General features: G+C 70.1%; 19 protein-coding genes. 10 read left to right on the forward strand and 9 right to left on the reverse strand.

From position 1 onward, the window contains the following. Positions 1-374 precede the first annotated feature (374 nt). On the forward strand, positions 375-677 hold the full coding sequence (groES, locus tag G361_RS0140650) for a co-chaperone GroES (protein WP_019932901.1): 303 nt from the start codon (positions 375-377) through the stop codon (positions 675-677). Between the two features lie 195 nt (positions 678-872). Beyond that, on the forward strand, positions 873-2,480 hold the full coding sequence (gene groL, locus G361_RS0140655) for a chaperonin GroEL (protein ID WP_026344119.1): 1,608 nt from the start codon (positions 873-875) through the stop codon (positions 2,478-2,480). Between the two features lie 95 nt (positions 2,481-2,575). Here groL and G361_RS0140660 read toward each other — a convergent pair whose 3' ends face one another. The 3 genes from G361_RS0140660 to G361_RS0140670 form a co-directional block, all read right to left on the reverse strand. Beyond that, on the reverse strand, positions 2,576-2,851 hold the full coding sequence (locus G361_RS0140660) for an RskA family anti-sigma factor (protein WP_019932903.1): 276 nt from the start codon (positions 2,849-2,851) through the stop codon (positions 2,576-2,578). Between the two features lies 1 nt (position 2,852). Then, positions 2,853-3,494 carry an ECF RNA polymerase sigma factor SigK gene (locus G361_RS0140665; protein ID WP_019932904.1) on the reverse strand — a complete coding sequence of 214 codons (642 nt, stop codon included), beginning with the start codon at positions 3,492-3,494 and terminating at the stop codon, positions 2,853-2,855. 245 nt (positions 3,495-3,739) lie between these two features. Then, positions 3,740-4,033, reverse strand: coding sequence for a WhiB family transcriptional regulator (locus G361_RS0140670; RefSeq protein WP_026344120.1), 294 nt, complete (start codon positions 4,031-4,033; stop codon positions 3,740-3,742). Between the two features lie 644 nt (positions 4,034-4,677). Here G361_RS0140670 and G361_RS0140675 point away from each other — a divergent pair. The 3 genes from G361_RS0140675 (at position 4,678) to G361_RS51370 (ending at position 7,601) form a co-directional block, all read left to right on the forward strand. Beyond that, positions 4,678-5,622, forward strand: a complete 945-nt coding sequence (locus G361_RS0140675) for a hypothetical protein (RefSeq protein WP_036496769.1) — start codon at positions 4,678-4,680, stop codon at positions 5,620-5,622. 121 nt (positions 5,623-5,743) lie between these two features. Next, on the forward strand, positions 5,744-6,322 hold the full coding sequence (locus G361_RS0140680) for a sigma-70 family RNA polymerase sigma factor (RefSeq protein ID WP_019932907.1): 579 nt from the start codon (positions 5,744-5,746) through the stop codon (positions 6,320-6,322). Further along, a complete protein-coding gene (locus tag G361_RS51370) occupies positions 6,315-7,601 on the forward strand; it encodes an anti-sigma-D factor RsdA (RefSeq protein ID WP_081635801.1) in 1,287 nt (428 codons plus the stop codon). The genes G361_RS0140680 and G361_RS51370 overlap by 8 nt, the downstream gene beginning before the upstream one ends. Before the next feature lie 125 nt (positions 7,602-7,726). Here G361_RS51370 and G361_RS0140690 read toward each other — a convergent pair whose 3' ends face one another. Next, positions 7,727-8,140, reverse strand: coding sequence for a DUF5319 domain-containing protein (locus G361_RS0140690; RefSeq protein WP_019932909.1), 414 nt, complete (start codon positions 8,138-8,140; stop codon positions 7,727-7,729). Between the two features lie 239 nt (positions 8,141-8,379). On the opposite strand from G361_RS0140690, the gene guaB reads away from it, so the two are divergent. Further along, the gene (guaB, locus tag G361_RS0140695) at positions 8,380-9,921 is read left to right on the forward strand and encodes an IMP dehydrogenase (RefSeq protein ID WP_196814760.1); all 1,542 of its coding nucleotides are present in this window, start codon (positions 8,380-8,382) and stop codon (positions 9,919-9,921) included. A 276-nt stretch (positions 9,922-10,197) separates the two neighbouring features. Continuing rightward, positions 10,198-11,343: a GuaB3 family IMP dehydrogenase-related protein gene (locus G361_RS0140700; RefSeq protein WP_019932911.1), complete on the forward strand. Its 1,146-nt coding sequence runs from the start codon at positions 10,198-10,200 to the stop codon at positions 11,341-11,343. A gap of 40 nt (positions 11,344-11,383) precedes the next feature. On the opposite strand, the gene G361_RS0140705 is transcribed toward G361_RS0140700, so the two are convergent. Next, entirely contained in the window at positions 11,384-12,175 is a 792-nt protein-coding gene (locus G361_RS0140705; RefSeq protein ID WP_019932912.1) for an alpha/beta fold hydrolase, read from the reverse strand. A 108-nt stretch (positions 12,176-12,283) separates the two neighbouring features. On the opposite strand from G361_RS0140705, the gene guaA reads away from it, so the two are divergent. Next, positions 12,284-13,855, forward strand: a complete 1,572-nt coding sequence (gene guaA, locus G361_RS0140710) for a glutamine-hydrolyzing GMP synthase (RefSeq protein WP_026344123.1) — start codon at positions 12,284-12,286, stop codon at positions 13,853-13,855. Between the two features lie 64 nt (positions 13,856-13,919). On the opposite strand, the gene G361_RS0140715 is transcribed toward guaA, so the two are convergent. From G361_RS0140715 to G361_RS0140725, 3 genes are all read right to left on the reverse strand, one after another. Continuing rightward, positions 13,920-14,165, reverse strand: coding sequence for a hypothetical protein (locus G361_RS0140715; protein ID WP_019932914.1), 246 nt, complete (start codon positions 14,163-14,165; stop codon positions 13,920-13,922). Then, positions 14,158-15,681 carry a PspC domain-containing protein gene (locus G361_RS0140720; RefSeq protein ID WP_019932915.1) on the reverse strand — a complete coding sequence of 508 codons (1,524 nt, stop codon included), beginning with the start codon at positions 15,679-15,681 and terminating at the stop codon, positions 14,158-14,160. The genes G361_RS0140715 and G361_RS0140720 overlap by 8 nt, the downstream gene beginning before the upstream one ends. 115 nt (positions 15,682-15,796) lie before the next feature. Continuing rightward, complete coding sequence (locus G361_RS0140725; protein WP_019932916.1) at positions 15,797-16,444, reverse strand: MspA family porin; 648 nt, start codon at positions 16,442-16,444, stop codon at positions 15,797-15,799. 554 nt (positions 16,445-16,998) lie between these two features. Between G361_RS0140725 and G361_RS0140730 the strand changes: the two genes are divergently transcribed. Both G361_RS0140730 and G361_RS0140735 read left to right on the forward strand, forming a co-directional pair. Then, positions 16,999-18,273 (forward strand): ATP-binding protein, encoded by a 1,275-nt coding sequence (locus G361_RS0140730; RefSeq protein ID WP_019932917.1) that lies wholly within the window; start codon positions 16,999-17,001, stop codon positions 18,271-18,273. A gap of 116 nt (positions 18,274-18,389) precedes the next feature. After that, on the forward strand, positions 18,390-19,025 hold the full coding sequence (locus G361_RS0140735) for a response regulator transcription factor (RefSeq protein ID WP_036496771.1): 636 nt from the start codon (positions 18,390-18,392) through the stop codon (positions 19,023-19,025). A gap of 23 nt (positions 19,026-19,048) precedes the next feature. Here G361_RS0140735 and G361_RS0140740 read toward each other — a convergent pair whose 3' ends face one another. Next, on the reverse strand, positions 19,049-20,227 hold the full coding sequence (locus tag G361_RS0140740) for a serine/threonine-protein kinase (protein ID WP_019932919.1): 1,179 nt from the start codon (positions 20,225-20,227) through the stop codon (positions 19,049-19,051). Positions 20,228-20,384: the final 157 nt, after the last annotated feature.

The raw sequence follows: 20,384 nt of genomic DNA on the forward strand, positions 1-20,384 counted from the left end.
TGCTCTCGTCTAGGCGTGCAGGGGTGAAGCAGGTTGGTGGAGCTGATCGGTCATCACGGCGCGACAACAGGCGTCACACCGACCGTCGTCCATACTGTCACAATCCGTTATTGGACTGTTACAGATTTCTCGAATCAATTCCCGTGTCCCGTGACGAGTTCTTCGGGTAGCACTACCCGCCCTTGAGCGCTGGCACTCTCGTGTATAGAGTGCTAGTGGCACTGGATGTGCTCAGATGCCAGCTCGACTACTGGGCAGGGTTCCGGCACCCGCGACGACGGGGCTATGCGCAGAGTCGACACCGTGACCGAAACCGTGAGTCCGGGGAACAGCCCCGGACGACCACATCATCCCCTGAAAGTGGAGGGCTCAACGTGGCGAGCGTGAACATCAAGCCGCTCGAGGACAAGATCCTCGTCCAAGCCGGTGAGGCCGAGACGACGACCGCCTCCGGCCTGGTCATTCCCGACACGGCGAAGGAGAAGCCCCAGGAGGGCACCGTCGTCGCCGTCGGCCCCGGCCGCTGGGACGAAGCCGGCGCCAAGCGGATCCCGGTGGACGTCCAGGAGGGCGACACCGTCATCTACAGCAAGTACGGCGGCACCGAGATCAAGTACAACGGCGAGGAGTACCTGATCCTGTCGGCGCGCGACATCCTGGCCGTCGTCAACAAGTGACCTTCCGGTCGTGACAAGCCGCTGCCCCGATAACCGCAGACGAGCGGGCATCGGGGCAGCGGCCTTTCGGCGCAGACGTCTCGCGGCCGCCGAGCGGCCCGGATATGCCGGCCGCCGAGCGGCCCCGGATATGCCGGTCGCCTCGCGGCCGATTCCCGATCCAACCTCTTTCGACAGGGACGGACTTTCACACCCATGGCAAAGCAGATCGCGTTCGACGAGCAGGCTCGTCGGGCAATGGAGCGCGGTGTCGACAAGCTCGCCGACGCCGTCAAGGTCACGCTCGGCCCGCGCGGCCGGCACGTGGTGCTCGCCAAGGCGTTCGGTGGCCCGACGGTCACCAACGACGGCGTCACCATCGCCCGTGACATCGACCTCGAGGACCCCTTCGAGAACCTCGGCGCGCAGTTGGTGAAGAGCGTCGCCACCAAGACCAACGACGTGGCCGGCGACGGCACCACCACCGCGACCGTCCTGGCCCAGGCCCTGATCAAGGGCGGCCTCAAGAACATCGCGGCGGGCGCCAACCCGATCGCGCTCGGCTCGGGCATGAGCAAGGCCGCCGAGGCGGTCTCGCAGGCTCTGCTCGCCGCCGCGCAGCCGGTCACCGGCGAGAAGGCCATCGCCCAGGTCGCCACCGTGTCCTCGCGCGACGAGGAGATCGGCGAGATGGTCGGCAAGGCGCTGACCACCGTCGGCAAGGACGGCGTGGTCACCGTGGAGGAATCCTCCACGCTGCACACCGAACTCGTCGTCACCGAGGGCGTGCAGTTCGACAAGGGTTACCTGTCGTCCTACTTCGTCACCGATCCGGACAAGCAGGAGGCCGTCTTCGAGGAGGCCTACGTCCTGCTGCACCGCGAGAAGATCTCCTCGCTGCCGGACTTCCTGCCGCTGCTGGAGAAGGTCGCGGAGTCCGCGAAGCCGCTGCTGATCATCGCCGAGGACATCGAGGGCGAGGCCCTGTCCACCCTGGTGGTCAACGCGATCCGCAAGACGCTCAAGGTGATCGCGGTGAAGGCGCCGTACTTCGGCGACCGCCGCAAGGCGTTCCTGCAGGACCTGGCCGTCGTCACCGGCGGCACGGTGATCGAGCCGGATCTCGGCATCACGCTGCGCGAGGCGACCCTGGACCAGCTCGGCACCGTCCGTCGCGTGGTCGTCACCAAGGACGAGACCACGCTGGTCGAGGGCGCCGGCGCCCCGGCCGACATCGAGGGCCGGATCGCGCAGCTGCGCGCCGAGATCGAGAACACCGACTCCGACTGGGACCGCGAGAAGCTGGAGGAGCGGCTGGCCAAGCTGTCCGGCGGCGTCGCGGTGATCAAGGTCGGCGCGGCCACCGAGACCGCGCTCAAGGAGCGCAAGTACCGCGTCGAGGACGCGGTCAGCGCGGCCAAGGCCGCGGTCGAGGAGGGCATCGTGCCCGGCGGCGGCACCGCGCTGGTGCAGGCGGCCGCACAGCTCGGCGAGCTGCGCGACTCGCTCAGCGGCGACGCGGCCGTGGGTGTCGACGTGGTGCGGCAGGCGCTGCAGGCGCCGCTGTTCTGGATCGCCGCCAACGCCGGCGTCGACGGTGCGGTCGTGGTGTCCAAGGTCACCGAGGGCAAGGACGGTTTCAACGCCGCCACCCTGACCTACGGCGACCTCGTCACCGACGGTGTGGTGGATCCGGTGAAGGTCACCCGCTCCGCGGTCCTCAACGCCGTCTCCGTCGCCCGTATGGTGCTCACCACCGAGAGCGCCGTGGTCGACAAGCCGGAAGTGGATCAGGCCGACAGCCACCACGGCCACTCGCACTAGTCGGCGTCCCGGCGAGAGCCGACCGGCGTCCCGACGCAGCGCGGGCCGGGCACATCCACGGATGTGCCCGGCCCCTCGTGCTTTTCGCGTACCGGCTACGGCCGGCCCGGCGGCTGTCCGCCGTTCCGGCCCGGATCGGAGACGGGTGGCAGTGCGGCCAGCAGGCGCTCCCGCAGCGCCGCCGGCGGCTCGGTGGCCACGGCGGCGGCGATCACGGTCAGAGCTTCCCGGGTGCGTTCCACTTCCCGGGTGAAGGCCGCGCGCAGCACGGGATCCGCGCTGTCGAGTAGTTCCGCCACCGCGCGCCGGTCTTCGTCGCCGATCGACCCGAGCGCTACCGTGTGCGCGAGATCGATCTGGCTTTCGTTCATCTCACGTCACTCCCAAACTCTTCTTCAGTCGTGTCAAGCCGTCCCGGATGCGGGATTTGACCGTTGGTAACCCTACGCCGAGATAGGTTGCCACCTCGGCATATGTGCGCCCGCCGAAGTAGGCCAGCGAGATCGCCTCCCGTTGCGTCTCGGTCAGCGCCGCCATGCCCGCCCGCACCGCCTGCTGTTCGAGCCGCCGGCCGACCTCTTCGGTGACCTCGTCGAACTCGTGTCCCAGAGTGCTGATGCCGTAGGCCACTTCGCGCTGGGCGTGGGCCTGTTCGGCGCGCACCCGGTCGACCGCGCGGCGATGGGCGAGGGTCATCAACCAGGTGACCGCCGAGCCCTTGGCCGGGTCGAAATTGGGGGCGGTACGCCAGATCTGGAGGTAGACCTCCTGCGTGGTCTCCTCGGCGTAGCCGGGGTCGTGTAGGACGCGCAGCACCAGTCCGAACACGCGGGCGCAGGTGCGGTCGTACAGCTCGGCGAAGGCCTGCTGATCCGACTGCCCGCAGCGTTCGAGAAGTGCGGCGAGTTCGATGCTTTCGGCTGCGCGTGCCGTGATCGCAGAGTCTCCGCCCGGCCCGCTCCCGATTGCTTCCTGGAACGAGTCGCCCTCTGCGGCCGGCGGCCGCGTTGTCACAACGCTCCGATCTGTGTCATCGGCGACCACCGTAGCGTGGCGCCGGAACCTCCTCTCGGCTGGGGTGTCGGGAAACCACTTGTGTCCCAGTGGCTTTCGGACATTCCTCCCAACACGCCGAGGGTGTTCGACAGGAGACACGCCGTGACCCACTGCACCGGCCGCCGGAGTGGCCGGTTGTTTGCTAGGCATTCGGCGCACCCTGCGCTACGGATGGCCCGCAGCGAAGAGGAAATTTCGCCGCGCTAGACGGCCAGGCGGCGGCGGTTGCGCCGGGCGTGCATCTCGCGTTCGGTTTCGGACATCCCGCCCCAGATGCCGTAGGGCTCGCTGACCTTCAGCGCGTGGCTGCGGCACTGCATCAGCACGGGGCAGGTGCGGCAGATCTCCTTGGCGCGCATCTCGCGCTGGGCCCGGGCGCGGCCCCGCTCACCGTCGGGATGGAAGAAGACCGACGAGTCCACGCCACGGCAGGAACCGCGCATCTGCCAGTCCCAGACGTCCGCGTTCGGACCTGGAAGGTGGGTGGGCATGGGCATGTGAACTCCTTGTGGTGCGAGCTCGTCGGCGTTGTCGAGCGGTGCTTGGTGAAGCAACGGTCTGTCCGGACCCGGATGTGGCCGGACGAACCGGCGCCGAGATCGGGCTCGGACCGAATCGCCGGGCGCCCCGGCGATCGCAGTGCGCGGTCGCCGCAAATTTTCGAGCGGCGCCGACGACGGCGATGACGTACGTTATGTCGTGTATCGAAATCGAGTCAATAGTTTCTCCGTTGGCGATTCGAATTCACGAGGCTCCGAGATTTAACCGCTCGACTGTTTACATCACGGCTCGTATTGGTGATACTGAACGGTTGACCAGTCGGCGACCGGACGGCGTGATCACTGTGTGCGGTCACAAACCTCCAGGTCGAGCGCAATTTCCCGCTGGTGGGTCGAGGGATGCTTTGGTCATACCGTGCCGGTGTGGTATATGACGAACGACACTGTTCGTATTGATCGCGACCGCGTCAGATGGCCGAATCGAGGCGCGGAGGTTAATTATCCGAAAAGCATTACACTTTCTCGATATCTGTGCTGGACGGTAGCCGGACAGAGATTTACGCGATCGAAACATGCCGGGGGAATTCCGCGATGTGGGGCGCCCGCCGGTACGCCGGTGGGTCATCGATAAGGTGCGGACCGTGCTCGACCTCCCCCTCCCCGGCGTCTCGTGGCTACGGCCGGAACGCAGGGTGTTCGCCGAGGCCGCCTTCGGGGCCCGTCCCGGCCTCGCTGCTGCCGAATTGCCCGCCGCCGCCGACGCGGCCGAATCCTGGCTGCGTGCCGTGGCCCTGGGTGGTCAGGGCCGTTACGCCGCGGCCCGGGCGGCGCTCGCCGACGTCCGCCGCCGGACCACGGATCCGGTGCTGTGCTCGCTGGCCACCAGTACCGAGGCGTCGCTGTGGCGGCAGCTGGGCGGGCATGTCCGGGCGGCCGGCCTGGACGGCCGCGCGCTGGCTCTGGTGACCGGCGGCCGAACCGAATTCGCTGGAGATGAATTCTCGGCGGCCGGAAACTCCGGCGGTGATCTCGCGCACGTCGGCGATCTCACCCGCGACGCGGCGGTGTGCGACGCGTTGACCGGGCTCGCCGCGGATGCGCTCGGCCGGGCCGATCCGGCCCTCGCGACCCGGCTGCTGGAACGTTGCCAGGCCCCGCTGGAACGCCTCGCCGCCGGGCCCGGCGGCTGGCGGCCGCGGTTGCGCCGGCACTGGGTCGCCGCCGAGACGGCGCTCTCGTCCCCCGCGGGCGCGGCCGCGGCACTGCGCCATGCCGCGGCCGCGGTCGCCCTCGCCGCGGACGTCCCCTCGGTGCGGCATCGTGTCAAGTCCCGTCTACTCCTGGCCGCCGCGACCACGGTCGCGGGCGACCGGGACCGGGCCCGCACGCTGACGGCGGGCGTCACCGCCGAATCCCGGGAGCACGGACTGCTGCCGTTGCGGTGGGCGTGCGCGATGCTGCGCACCGGCCTCGGCGACCCGGCGGAGGCGTCGGCTGCGGCCGCGGAGGCGGCGGACTGCGTCCGGGCCCTCGCCGAGCGCGGTGGCAGATTGCGCAGTGCCCCTGAGATTCCGGGCCATCTCTGAGGGCCCATGATGCTCTCGTGCCGGGGGTTAGCGGCTATTGTTGGGACCGTTCCGCCCGACCGGCGGAAGCACCGGTCGGGATACGGCCGTGCCACTTGTAACGCCAGGAATCTCTCTGACGATGACGCACACGGGCGAGGAGTTGGACGGCGCCGTCGCTGCTGCAGCGCAGGGCGATCGTTCCGCTTTAGCCCAGGTACTGGAGACCATTCGCCCGCTGGTGGTGCGCTACTGCCGCGCGCGGATCGGGTCCTCGGAGCGTGGGCAGCTCTCCGCGGACGACGTTGCGCAGGAGGTATGTCTGGCTGTGATGACCGCCCTACCCCGATATCAGGATCAGGGCCGGCCGTTCATGGCCTTCGTATACGGAATCGCTTCGCACAAGGTCGCCGACGCCCATCGGAACGCCGCCCGTAACAGGTCGGACTCCATGGCCGAAGTACCTGATGTCATATCCACCGACCAAGGGCCGGAGCAACGGGCTCTCGAATCGGAGACGAGCCGGCAGATGAACAATCTGCTGTCCACGCTCCCCGAGAAACATCGAGAGATCCTCATCCTGCGTTTGGTCATGGGTTTGTCGGCAGAGGAAACCGCTGTCGCCGTGGGCAGTACGGCGGGAGCTATACGAGTGGCCCAACATCGGGCGCTCGCGAAACTGAAGTCACAAGTGGCGAGGGCAGGTGAAATGTATGGCTAGGGATGGCGAGCGTGGTCGGGGCGACTGGAAGGCGCGGCGCGGATCGCGAAACAGCGGTCCCTATGCCGATTCGTCCGGCGATCCGGAATCCGGTGGGACCGGTCCGGTGGATATCGCGGCCGTGCGCCGCGACGACGCTCTGATCACCGCGATCGCCGGCGACGGCACCGTCGCGACCGAAAGCCCCGAGGAATATCAGCTCGCGGCCCTGCTCGCCAATTGGCGAGCCGAGATCATCGAGCCTCCGTTGCCGGCCGGACCGGATCTGGATGCCATCGTCGCCGCGGTCAATCAGGAGATCGGCGCCCGGCACACCAGGGTCGGCGGCGCCCGGCGCGGAAATCTGCGCCTGGTCCGGCCGTTGCTCGGTGCGGCGGCGGCGGTCGCGGTGATCGCCGGTGGCACGACCGCGTTCTCCTACAGCGCGCAGCCCGGTGATCCGTTGTGGCGGGTGAAGGAGGTGGTGTTCAGCGAACAGGCGCAGACCACCATCGCCCAGCACGCCGACGAGGATCTGACCAAGGCACAGGATCTGCTCGCGCAGAATCGGCCCGAGCAGGCCAAGGCGCTGTTGCAGAGCGCGTCGAGTACGGCCACCCAGGTCAACGACGACGGGCGCAAATCGGATCTGCTCGACAAGTACAACCAGCTGCTGGCCAAACTGCAGGAGCAGGCGCCGAATATCGCCGCCGGGCTGACCCCGGTGATACCGCCGCGGCAGACCGTGCCCGGTTCGCAGGAGCCGACCTCGGCCAACGAGCGACCGGTCACCCCGGGTAATCCCGGCCGGCCGAGCTACGACCCGCGGCTCGCGCCGCAGTCGCCCGGTGGCGGCTCGGACAATTCGGGTGGTCACGGCGGCTCGGGACATACCGATACCCCCGGCACCGGCGTCAATCCCGGCGGTCCGATCCTCCCGCCCGAGCACACCACCGTGGTCAGCCCGCCGAGCGAGCCCGCCTCGCCGCCGGGCAACCACGAACCGGGCGGCCACGAGACCGGCGGCGGGCACGATTCGGGCGGCGGTACCGAGGGCGGCAGCAATCCGGCCGGGCCGAGCACCATCGCGACGCCCGGCGACTCGATACCCGTGCCGGACAAGCCGAGTGGCGACGGCACCGGCGGCGGTGCGGGGAACAACACCCCCGCACCGAACACCCCGGTGAAGCCGGTCGCCCCCTCCGGCGAGGATTCGCATCTGCACCCGACGATGCCCCCGATCGCGCCGACCACCGTGCCGTTGCCGCCGGTCGGCGGGGGACTGGGCACGATCAAATAGCAGTAACCTCGGTATACACAGCGAATACGGCCGCGAATTCTCGCGGCCGTACGTGTATTTCGTGACTGTCGGTATTTTTTCCGGGGGTCGTGCTTTCCCCCGGACGAATTCGGGCGTCGGGTGACTCAGGCGTCGAAACCGTCGAAACCGTCGCCGTGCAACGCCTCGTTCATCGAGGCATCGGCGTAGCCGCGGCAGTAGTCCCAGGTGACGTACGCCTCGGGCGTGGGATCGTAGGCGGGCTCGTGCGGGCGGACCGTGCCGTCGACCAGTAGTTGAAGCAGGTTGGCGCGCAGCATGTCCCAGTCGTGATAGTGATCCTGCCGGCAGTCCTCGCAGCTGACCACGAGTCCACGGATACCCCGATGCGCCAGCAGCGCCTCGTATACGGCGAGGTCGGCGAGATCCTCTTCGACCGCTAGGCGCTCGTGAGGATCCAGCGGCTCCCCCGGCTCGATGGCATCGAGCGCGGCCGACGGGTCGGAGGGATCTCCGGCGAATGGATCCGGCGGCAGGCCAGGTGGTAGATGGTCACGCACAATCCCACGGTACGCAGAACAGGGGGCTGTGCGCCAGCGCTGGCCTCAATTTGCTGCGTTGTGTTTATCGAGGTGCGCGCCGACCGGTACGACGGCGGGCCGACTGCGTCACACTCCGGCGAGTCGTGTTTGCCGGGAGTTGTCCCATGTCGTCCGGAGCCCCCGGTCCACCCGCAGTGAGAGGCCGATACCATGGACGCACAGGTGCCGGGTTGCAATTTCAGGAGGGGTTTTTTCCGATGAGTGATCCCGTGATGGGCGAACGCGCCGTCCGCCCGCATACGGGTGGTGACGATCCGAACAAGATCGCCATGCTCGGCCTCACGTTCGACGACGTGCTGTTGCTGCCGGCCGCTTCGGATCTCATCCCCAGTTCGGTCGACACATCCAGTCGGCTGACGCGCGAGATCACGCTGCGCACCCCGCTGGTGAGTTCGGCGATGGACACCGTCACCGAGGCCAGGATGGCGATCGCGATGGCCCGGGCCGGCGGTATGGGTGTGCTGCACCGCAATCTGTCCATCGCGGATCAGTCGGCCGCCGTCGAGACGGTGAAGCGCTCCGAGGCCGGCATGGTGACCGATCCGGTGACCTGCCGTCCCACCGATACGCTCGCCGAGGTCGACGCGATGTGCGCGCGCTACCGCATCTCCGGTCTGCCGGTGGTGGACGAGACGGGCGCGCTGGTCGGCATCATCACCAACCGCGACATGCGTTTCGAGGTCGATCAGGACCGCCGCGTCGCCGACGTGATGACCAAGGCCCCGCTGATCACCGCCCAGGAGGGCGTCACCGCCGAGGCCGCCCTCGGCCTGCTGCGGCGGCACAAGGTGGAGAAGCTGCCCATCGTCGACGGCAACGGCCGGCTGCGCGGCCTCATCACCGTCAAGGATTTCGTCAAGACGGATCAGTTCCCGAACGCCACCAAGGACCGCGACGGCCGGCTGCTGGTCGGCGCCGCGGTGGGCGTCGGCGAGGATTCCTGGTCGCGGGCCATGTCGCTGCGCGACGCCGGGGTCGACGTCCTGATCGTCGACACCGCGCACGGCCACCAGGCGCAGGTGCTGCAGATGGTGGCCAAGCTGAAGACCGAAGTGGGCGAACGCATCCAGGTCGTCGGCGGCAACGTCGCCACCCGCGAGGGCGCGGCCGCGCTGGTCGAGGCGGGCGCCGACGCGGTCAAGGTCGGGGTGGGCCCCGGCTCGATCTGCACCACCCGCGTGGTCGCGGGTGTCGGCGCGCCGCAGATCACCGCCATCCTCGAGGCCGTCGCGGCGTGCAAGGCGGCGGGGGTTCCGGTCATCGCCGACGGCGGTATCCAGTACTCCGGCGATGTCGCCAAGGCCATCGCGGCCGGCGCGTCCACCGTGATGCTCGGCTCGCTGCTGGCCGGTACGGCCGAATCGCCGGGCGATCTGATCCTGATGAACGGCAAGCAGTTCAAGAGCTACCGCGGCATGGGCTCGCTGGGCGCCATGCAGGGCCGCGGCCAGGCCAAGTCGTACTCGAAGGACCGCTACTTCCAGGACGACGTGCTCGCCGAGGACAAGCTGGTGCCCGAGGGCATCGAGGGCCGGGTGCCGTTCCGCGGTCCGGTCAACCAGGTCATCCATCAGCTGGTCGGCGGCCTGCGGGCGGCCATGGGCTACACCGGCGCGCGGACCGTGCCCGAACTGCAGGAGGCGCAGTTCGTGCAGATCACCGCGGCGGGCCTGAAGGAGAGTCACCCCCACGACATCACGATGACCGTGGAGGCCCCGAACTACACTGGCCGCGGCTGACAACTGCCGGTACCCGAGGTACCTGCGGGTACTCCGCCGATACCGCGTGGTCCGGCCCGGCGCCGCACGTGATCCCGGCCGGGGTCGCGGGCGGCATCGGAATCCGGATTCCGGCGGTACGCACCGGAAACCGGAGCGCCCGGATGTGCCGTCGCGATGTCGCGGCGGACGGCCGGGACGACGCGTGCCCGGCGGGCGCGTGCCCACGGGCGCGCCGCCGTGCGTCCGGGCTCGCACCCGCGTGGTGTACGTCGAAACAACAAGGAGAACATTCAGATGCGCGACATGGTCGAGATCGGCATGGGCCGGACCGCCCGGCGGACCTACGAGCTGGACGATGTCGACATCGTTCCCTCCCGCCGGACCCGGTCCTCGAAGCAGGTGTCGGTGGCATGGCAGCTCGATGCCTACCGCTTCGACATTCCCGTCGTCGCGCACCCGTCCGACGCGCTGGTGTCACCCGAGTTCGCGGTCGAACTGGGCCGGCTCGGCGGGCTGGGCGTCATCAACGGTGAGGGGCTGTGGGCCCGGCACGCCGACGTGTCCGCGCGGATAGATCAGCTGATCGAGGTCGCGGAGAAGCAGGGCGCCGACGCCGCGGTCACCCTGTTGCAGCAGTTGCACTCCGCGCCGATGCAGCCGGATCTGCTGGCCGCGGCGGTGGCACAGGTGCGCACGGCCGGGGTGACGGTGGCGGTGCGGGTCAGCCCGCAGAACGCGCGCGCGCTCACCCCCGCGCTGGTGCAGGCCGGAGTCGATCTGCTGGTCGTGCACGGCACCATCATCTCCGCCGAGCACGTCAACGGCGCCGCGGAATCGGGCACCGAACCGCTGAACCTGAAGACCTTCATCGCCGAACTCGACGTGCCCGTGGTGGCCGGCGGCGTCAGCGACCACCGCACCGCACTGCACCTGATGCGCACCGGCGCGGCCGGGGTGATCGTCGGCTACGGCTCCACGCCGGGCTCGACCACCACCGGCGAGGTGCTCGGTATCGGTGTGCCGATGGCCACCGCGATAGCCGATGCCGCCGCCGCCCGCCGCGACTACCTCGACGAGACCGGCGGCCGCTACGTGCACGTCATCGCCGACGGCGACATCGTGTCCTCCGGTCAGCTCGCCAAGGCCATCGCCTGCGGCGCCGACGCCGCCATGCTCGGCGTGCCGCTGGCGCTGGCCCACGAGGCCCCGGGCCGGGGCTGGTACTGGCCGACCGCCGCCGCGCACCCCTCGCTGCCGCGCGGCGTGCCGCTGCAGTTCGCCGACGACGAGGATCGTCCGTCGTTGCAGCAGGTGCTCTACGGTCCCGCGAGCGATCCGTGGGGTTCGGTGAATCTCGTCGGCGCCCTGCGTCGTTCGATGGCGAAGGCGGGCTACAGCGAGCTCAAGGAGTTCCAGAAGGTCGGGCTGTCGGTCCGCTGATCGCCTCCGCCGCCGTCGCATCGGTTGCGCGCGCTCGGCGTCAGTTGCTCGGCGGCAGTCCGTCGAGGAAGACGCGCAGGGCGGAGTTCACCTCGGCCGGATGTGTCATGGTGGCCGCCTGATGCGCGCCGGGAATCTCCAGGAAGCGGGAATTCGCCAGGCGCTGAGCCAGTTCCAGCGCGTTGCGGCGCGGGACGCTGGCCCGCGACGGATGGATCACCAGTGCCGGGCAGGCGATCTCGGGTAACCGGTCGAGGATGTCGTCGCGGCTGAGCAGGCAGTTGGCGGCGGCCTCGGTGGCCCGCGGATCGCGGGTCACCCAGCGCTGCGCCCACATCGTGCAGTACCAGGGGTCGTCGCCGATCAGCCGGCCGGCCAGATGTTCGGCCAGCAGGTAGCGCGGACCCGGCCCGGCCCAGCGGTCCAGGAAACGATGTGCGGTCTCCCGTTCCAGCGGCGTGGCCGGATGCGCCTCCGTCGCGATGAGGACCAGCGCGGTCACCCGGTCCGGGGAGAGCAGGGCGGTGCGCAGCGCGCTGAACCCGCCCTGGGACGAGCCGCCCACCACCGCGCGCTGCACGCCGAGATGGTCCAGCACCGTCAGGGCGTCGCGGGCCGCGGTCCAGTAGGTGAACGGCAACCCCTCGTCGCGGGTGCGGCCGTGCCCGCGGGCATCCCAGGTGACGATCCGGAAGTCCGGGGCCAGCGCCGTCACCTGGGCCGCGAACATCGTTGTGTCCATGAAGAATTCGTGCCCCAATAGCACGACCGGCCCGTCGCCACCGGTGTCCTCGTAATGGATCTCGGCATCGATCGCACGGGCGAATGGCACAGCACGAGGATAGCGGGAACGTATGAGTCCGGGGCGGGACGTGGGTACGTCCGCGAGGCACGGCGGACGCGGCGCGGACGGCCGCGGCGGCCTCACTAAACTGGCCCGGTGGCAGAAACCCAGCGACCAGTCCTCGTCGTCGATTTCGGGGCGCAGTATGCGCAGTTGATCGCCCGGCGGGTGCGTGAGGCCAGCGTGTACTCCGAGGTGATCCCGCATACCGCGACCGTCGAGGAGATCGCCGAGCGGCAGCCGCTCGCGGTGATCCTGTCCGGCGGCCCGGCCAGTGTGTACACCGAGGGTGCGCCGCAGCTGGACGCGCGGCTGTTCGATCTGGAGGTGCCGGTCTTCGGCATCTGCTACGGCTTCCAGGCCATGGCGCAGGCGCTCGGCGGCACCGTCACCAACACCGGCACCCGGGAATACGGCCGCACCGAACTGAGCGTCGACGGCGGCGTGCTGCACGGCGGCCTGCCGACCGTGCAGCCGGTGTGGATGAGTCACGGCGACGCGGTCACCGACGCGCCGGCCGGTTTCGAGGTCACCGCCACCAGCGTGGGCGCGCCGGTGGCCGCGTTCGAGGACCGCGCGCGGCGGCTGGCCGGTGTGCAATATCACCCCGAGGTGCTGCACTCCCCGCACGGGCAGCAGGTGCTCAGCCGATTCCTGCACGAGGTGGCGGGCATCCCCGCGGCCTGGACCCCGGCCAATATCGCGGACGCGCTGATCGAGCAGGTGCGCGCGCAGGTCGGCGACGGGCACGCGATCTGCGGGCTGTCCGGGGGGGTCGACTCCGCCGTCGCGGCCGCGCTGGTGCAGCGCGCCATCGGCGACCGGCTCACCTGTGTGTTCGTCGATCACGGCCTGCTGCGCGCGGGGGAGCGGGAGCAGGTGCAGCGCGATTTCGTCGCCGCGACCGGCGCCCGCCTGGTGACTGTCGACGCGGTGGAGAAGTTCGTCGGCGAGCTGAAGGGGGTGACCGATCCGGAGGAGAAGCGCAAGATCATCGGCCGGGAGTTCATCCGCTCCTTCGAGGACGCGATCGCCGAGGTCGTGCTGACCACCGAGAACCTCACCGCCGAACCCGCCGTGGAATATCTGGTGCAGGGCACCCTCTACCCCGATGTGGTGGAGTCCGGCGGCGGCGCCGGGACCGCGAACATCAAGAGCCATCACAACGTCGGCGGCCTGCCCGACGATCTGGAGTTCGAACTGGTCGAGCCGCTGCGGCTGCTGTTCAAGGACGAGGTGCGCGCGGTCGGCCGCGAACTGGGGCTGCCGGAGGAGATCGTGGCCCGGCAGCCGTTCCCGGGTCCGGGCCTGGCCATCCGCATCGTCGGCGAGGTGACCGCCGACCGGCTGGCGACACTGCGGCAGGCCGACGCCATCGCCCGCGAGGAGCTGACCGCGGCCGGCCTGGACGGTCAGATCTGGCAGTGCCCGGTCGTGCTGCTGGCCGAGGTGCGCTCGGTCGGCGTGCAGGGTGACGGCCGCACCTACGGTCATCCGATCGTGCTGCGCCCGGTGTCCAGCGAGGACGCGATGACCGCGGATTGGACCCGGCTGCCCTACGACGTGCTGGAACGCATCTCCACCCGGATCACCAACGAGGTGGCCGAGGTCAACCGGGTCGTGCTCGACGTGACGAGCAAGCCGCCGGGGACCATCGAATGGGAATGAGCCGGTAGTACGGCCCGGGGCCCGGTCGCGAATCGCGACCGGGCCCCGGTTGTCCGTGCGGAGGTCAGTGCCGGCGACGCGGCGAGAGCACCAGCCCGCAGCCGACGACGATGGCGACGCCCACGGTGATCCAGCCGAGCGGGATGCCGGGGTGGAACGGCCAGCCGTCCGGGCCGACGAAGGCGCAGACGCTGACCAGGACGGCCAGCAGACCGGCCAGGAGCAGAGCGAACGACGGTCCCCGGCGCGATCGGCCGGTGCGGGTCCCGGTGTCCGGCGAATCGGTGTCGATCTGATTCTGATCAGCCACGGTGCACCTCCACGTGTCCGGCGCGTACATCGATGTCGAGGTGCAGAACCGGTCCGGTCGCGGGTCCGGTCGGGCCCTGCGGGCAGTCGGCGGCATCGGCCAGCTTCACCGTGCAGGTGGTGTCCAGCCGCATCGAATCCGGTACCAGCACCCGGAGATTGCCCATCCGGACCCGGGCGGACGCGGATTCGTCCGCGGTCAGGGCGAGCGAGCGCAGGTCCAGCGTGCCCGACCCGGCGTTGATCCGGAACGGCTGAGCCAGTTCGGCGGCCGTGGTGGGCGTCCAGGCGTGCTCGCCGACGGCGCCGCGGTCGAATTCCACCGGTCCGATCACCGAGGCCAGGGCGATGAATCCGACCAGCGGCGGGATCAGCACGATCAGGCCGTAACCGCGCCGCAGGAACGCGCCGATGACCAGGCCCAGACCCACCACCGCCAGCGCCACCGCGCCGATCCGGGCCGGCGTCATCCATTCCACTCCGGCGGCGGCGATCCCGCCCGCGATCGCGGCCGCGAGCACCGCGTGACCGATGATGATCGGGGTGAGTCGCGAGCGCGGGGGCCGCGGGGCCGCCACGATCGGCGCCGGCGGCGTCGGATCCGGCAGATCCCAGGCCAGCGGGGAGACCCCGAGCGGATCCCAGCCGGGTGGCCGGGGGCCGAACCGGCCCGGATCCGCGGCCGCGCCGGATCGACGGCCTGCGGGCGATTCCTCGGTCGCCGTCGACGTCGCGAAGCCGGCGGCGGAATCCGCCGGATCCGGATCGCCGACCGGGGCATCGATGACGCGATCGGCGGCGCCGGGTATGAAGTCGGTCACCGCCGAATCGGTTACGGTCCCGGCGGCCGTGGATGTGCCCGTCGTGGTGGCGACCGGTACGGTCGCCGCGTCCGCCGCCGCATCGATCACCGGCTGTCCCGGCTCGTAGTGATCCGGCAGGGTCGTGTACGGCCCGTAGGGATTGGCCGCCCACGGCGAGCCACCCGGGAAGGCGGTGCCCGGATAGCCGGTGGCCGCCATCGTGTTCATGCCCAGCGAATCCACGTCGTCGGCGGGCGGTTGCGGCTGCCGCAGATACAGCAGCCACCACCCGGCGACCATCAGCGCGAAGCTGATCAGCCCGGAACCGCCGAGTCCCACCCCGACCGGGCCCATGGTGGCGAGCGCGATCACCAGCGCGACGAGCAGCACGATCGTCCGGACCGGCGACTGCGCGCTGTAACCCTTGCCGAGCAGCCCCTGCGCCGGCGACACCTGATCACCCGCCGCCGGGAGCAGCAGCCACGCCGCCAGATACAGCACGATGCCCGCGCCGCCGAAGATCGTCGCCACCACGAAGGCGATCCGGATCAGCACCGGATCGACGCCGTAGCGCCGCCCGAATCCCACGGCGACGCCCGCGACGGGACCTTGTCGCGGACGGCGCACGGGCCGGGTTCTCCACAGATGCTGGAGTTGTTCGTTGAATCCGGCCCGGCTACCGGTGCCCCCGGCCCAGCCGTTCGCTCTGGTCATGGTTCTCATGGTGGAACGACCCGGGGCCGGTTGCATCGGGGTGAACCCTGAAATGAGACCTGAACTCCTGGGCACGGTCCGGTCACATCGTCGTGACCGGCCGTGATTCCCCTGCTCAGATGACCATGGGATCACCGAACACGGCGCCGGAGGCGTCGGTGTCCGGTGAGCTGACCGTGATCATGCTGTAGGGCCGGATCGTCAGCGGGCCGCCGCAGTGGTGTGCCCACAGATGGAAATCGTGGCTGACGACGGTGGCGGTCCGGTCCGGGGTCAGTGTCTTCGCATCGATGACGACATCCTTGATCTTGCCGGGCGAGATCGACAGGTCCAGGCCGATACCGGCCGCGATGCTCGGGCCGATCGAGGCCGCGACGCTCGGCGACACCAGATCCGGCGCCGCCGCCACCCCCGCGTTCGCCCCGAGCGACATCGTCACCCCCGCGGTGGCGCTGAAGACCACGTCGATGTCGACCGCGCAGGCGATGAAGTATCCGGCCCGCAGTGTTCCCGTGCCGTCGCCGGAGACCCGGCCGTAGAAGCTGCCCTCCATGAATGCCTCCCGGTTGGTGGGCATGTTGTTCAGCGGTGCGATCGGATGGACGGCCGAGCCGGCGTGCCCGACCGTGTAGGTGAGTCCGTCCGTCGTGACATAGGTGTTCTCGTGGGGTGCGAACACCCCGGTATCCGCCGACGCCTCCGGTGCGCCGAGTACGAGGCCGACCGTGGTGGCGGCGATCGCGATCGCGGACGTGATGTGCATGAATTTCCCTCCCCGTGGTGCGCGCCGACAGCGCGCGAACTGCGTCCCGCCCGGCGGTCGGAGACCTCCCCGGCGGCGGCGCGTCGCCCATCATCGCCGGGAAACCTGAATGCCCGCCAATGGTTTCCTTGCGATGGTCCGGTCGAATAGCTGTGCGGGACAACCGCTTCGAACGGTGGCGACGAGCCGGATCAATCCTGACCCGCTGCCACGACCGTCCGGGGCGGCCCGGATCCGAATCCGGTCGTCGCTGCCGGTCACCGGGCCGCGGGCAGTTTTCCGGTCCGGTGCCCCCTGATGCAGTGGATCCGGTTGCCGCCGTCCGGTCCGGACACTGAGCGCCGTCCGGTCCGGACACTGGGCGCCGTCCCGGTCCGGACAGTGAGCGTCGTTCGACCCTGGACACTCGAGCGCCGTCCGGCCCGTGCGACTGGACGGCGTCCGGCGTGGGTGGTCCGGACGCCGGGATGCCGTCCGGACCGCCGCATCCCCGAGGGCGGAATCGGGGTTGTTCCCGATGGTCGCCGTCGGGGGTCCGTGCCAGTATCGAAGGCATGTTGCCGGTGACGCCCACCCTCGATGCGCACGGCGCCGCGCCCGTGCCGCCGCCGCGGCTGGTGCGCCGGTCCGGGGGCCGGGTGATCGGTGGCGTGGCCGGTGGTATCGCCGATCACCTCGGCATCGACGTGTTCAAGGTGCGGATGGCGTTCGTCCTGCTGTCCGCGCTGATGGGGGCGGGCATCGTCGCCTACGGACTGCTGTGGATCTTCACCTCGGCCGGTGCGGACGCACCCCCGCCGACGGCGTCCGAGCGGCGGCAGGCGGTCGGGCTGGTGCTGCTCGGACTGGCGCTCGCGGTATCGATGTCGTGGCTGTTCAACGGCACCGCGGCCCATGTGGTGGGGCCGATCGTGGTGGTCGCGGTCGGCGCCGCGCTGGTGTGGCGCGAATTCGACGCCGAGGGGCCGCGCTCGATGTTCGGGCTGCCCGCCAAGCCCGGCGTCCTGACCTGGACGCGCATCCTGTCCGGGGCCACGCTGATCGTGGTCGGGCTGAGCGTGGTGGTGCTGGCCCGGATCAATCTCAGCTCGCTGGGGTCGGCGCTGATCGCGGTCGGCGTCACGCTGGTCGGGGTCGGTCTGCTGACGGTGCCGCTGTGGCTGCGCCTGATGCGCGCGCTCAACTCCGAGCGCGCCGCCCGCATCCGCAACGAGGAGCGCGAGGAGATCGCCTCCCACCTGCACGATTCCGTCCTGCAGACCCTCGCGTTGATCCAGCGGCAGGCCGGCGACCCGCAGGAGGTCACGCGGTTGGCCCGTAGCCAGGAGCGGGAGCTGCGCAAATGGCTGTTCGAGGATTCGATGCCGGCCGAGTCGAGCCTCGCCGCCGCGCTGCGCACCATCGCCGGTGAGGTCGAGGATCAGCACGGCGTGAAGGTCACCCCGGTGACCGTCGGCGACGTCTCGATGGATCCGGGCGACACCGGATTCGGCCTGCCCAAGGAACATTTCACCGCCCTGCTCGGCGCCACCCGCGAGGCCCTGGTGAACGCGGCCAAACATGCCGGGGTGCCCACCATCGACCTGTTCGCGGAGGTGGAGCCGGAACAGGTGAGCATCTTCGTGCGCGACCGCGGCACCGGTTTCGATCTCGCGGCCGTCCCCGCCGACCGCCGGGGCGTCGCCAAGTCCATCCGGGCCCGGATCGAGCGCCGCGGCGGGTCGGTCGACATCCGGTCCACACCCGGTCGCGGCACCGAGGTCCGGATCACTTTGCCGCGCAGCGACTCCGAGGACCGCACCGAGGCGGCCGAGGCGGAGCAGGGGTGAGCGGAGGCCGGTCCGCGCGGGGACCGGAGTCGGTAGGGTGAACCGGCCGAGGAGGTATCGGTCCCGGGAGCGAGCGGTCGCCGCCCGGGACCGTCGAGTGAGGGAGAACAGTGTCCATCCGGGTTTTTCTGGTCGACGACCACGCCGTGTTCCGGTCCGGGGTGCGGGCGGAGCTGAGCCGGGAAGCCGATATGGCGGTGGTCGGCGAGGCCGGCGGGGTGGGTGAGGCCGTCGCCGGGATCAAATCGGCCCGTCCCGACGTGGTACTGCTCGACGTGCACATGCCCGACGGCGGCGGCGTGGCGGTGCTACAGGGCATCGACCCGGGCCCGGTGTGCCTGGCGCTCAGCGTGTCCGACGCCGCGGAGGACGTGATCGCGGTGATCCGCGCCGGCGCCCGCGGCTACGTCACCAAGACCATCTCCGGACCCGAACTGGCCGAGGGGATCCGCCGCGTCGCCGCCGGTGACGCGGTGTTCAGCCCTCGGTTGGCCGGATTCGTGCTGGACTCGTTCACCGGCCGCTCCCCGGTCCCGGAACCGCAGCTGGACCCCGAACTGGACTCGCTGACCCCGCGCGAACTCGAGGTGCTGCGCCTGCTGGCCCGCGGCTACACCTATCGCGAGATCGCCGAGGCCCTGTTCATCTCGGTGAAGACCGTGGAGACGCACGCCTCCAACGTGCTGCGCAAGACCCAGCAGTCCAACCGCAACGCGCTAACCCGCTGGGCCCACCGCCGCCGCATCGACTGACGCGGGGAGCGGCTCGGACCCGCTTACAGCGCGACGAGCACCACGATGATGATCAGCAACCCGATCAGCAGTCCCACCGCGATGGCGAGCGGCCCGGCGTTCGGCCCGAGGCTGTCCAGCCCGATGCCGCCGCTCTTGGCGGGCTTGCGCTGTGCCGGATTCCGTTGCGGCGCGGGCGCACTCGGTGCGACCGCGCGCGGCGGACGCGGCAGCGGCGACGAATGCGGGCTGCGCAGCCCGGCGGCGGAGTTGCGCGCCGCCCACGCCGGGATCGTGCCGTCCTCGGTGCGGATCGGCGCGCCGAGAATATAAGGCCCGGTGCCGGGCCCGAAGACCGCGGCGAGGATCTCGTTGCGCGCCTCGGCCATGGTCGGGCGGCGCTGCGGCGCCGGCTCCATCATGTGCAGCAGCACCTCGGTGAGCGGCCCGCTGCGGCTGGGCGGGATGATCTGCGCCATCGCGGCGCGGGTGACGATCACGTTCTGGTCCTCGTCGAACCCGTACGGCGTCTGCCCCTCCACCGCCGTGTAGAGCGTGGCGCCGAGCGAGTACACGTCGCTGGCGGCGGTCGGCTGCGCCCCGCGCGCGACCTCCGGCGGCATGTAGGCGGGGGTGCCGGTGATCATGTCCTCCTGCTCACCGGCCAGATCCCCGGCGCCGGCGGCGATACCGAAATCGGACAGCTTCGCCTTGCCCACCTCGCCGCCGCGGTCGGCGACCAGGATGTTGCCCGGCTTGATGTCGCGGTGGGTGATCCCGACGGCGTGCGCGGCGGCCAGGGCGTCGGCGACCTGCGCGCCGATCTGGGCCACCTCGACCGGCGGCAGCACCTCGACCAGGGCCAGTGCCTTCGCGACGCTGCGCGACGGCAGATACTCCATCACCAGCCAGGGTTCGCCGGCCTCGAGCACCACGTCGTACACGGCGATGGCGTGCTCGTGCGACAGCTTGGCCGCGACCCGGCCCTCGTGCACGATCCGGTTGCGGACCTCGTCGGCCTCGGCGTCGGTGAGCCCGGCGGTGGTGAGCACCTGCTTGATGGCGACGTCCCGGTTGAGCAGGCGATCGGTCGCCAGCCACACTGCCCCCATACCACCACCGCCGAGCTTCGACTGGAGGCGGTAGCGCCCGGCGACGAGGTAGTCGGGGCCGACGATGGGACGAGCGCGTTCGGTCACGGCGCGAGAATAGCCGAAAACCATCCTGACTGGCCCGGTTACCCGGAGTCGGCTTCCTCCCCCCAGGGCATCTTGACGCGCACCGACGTGGAGGTTCTACTGAGGGTGGTATCGAACGTACATTCGACTATGATCGATAGCTGAACAGATGCTGGCGTTGGTCATCCGGCCCGTCCCGGTA

Source organism: Nocardia sp. BMG111209, from assembly GCF_000381925.1.
Lineage (GTDB): Bacteria > Actinomycetota > Actinomycetes > Mycobacteriales > Mycobacteriaceae > Nocardia.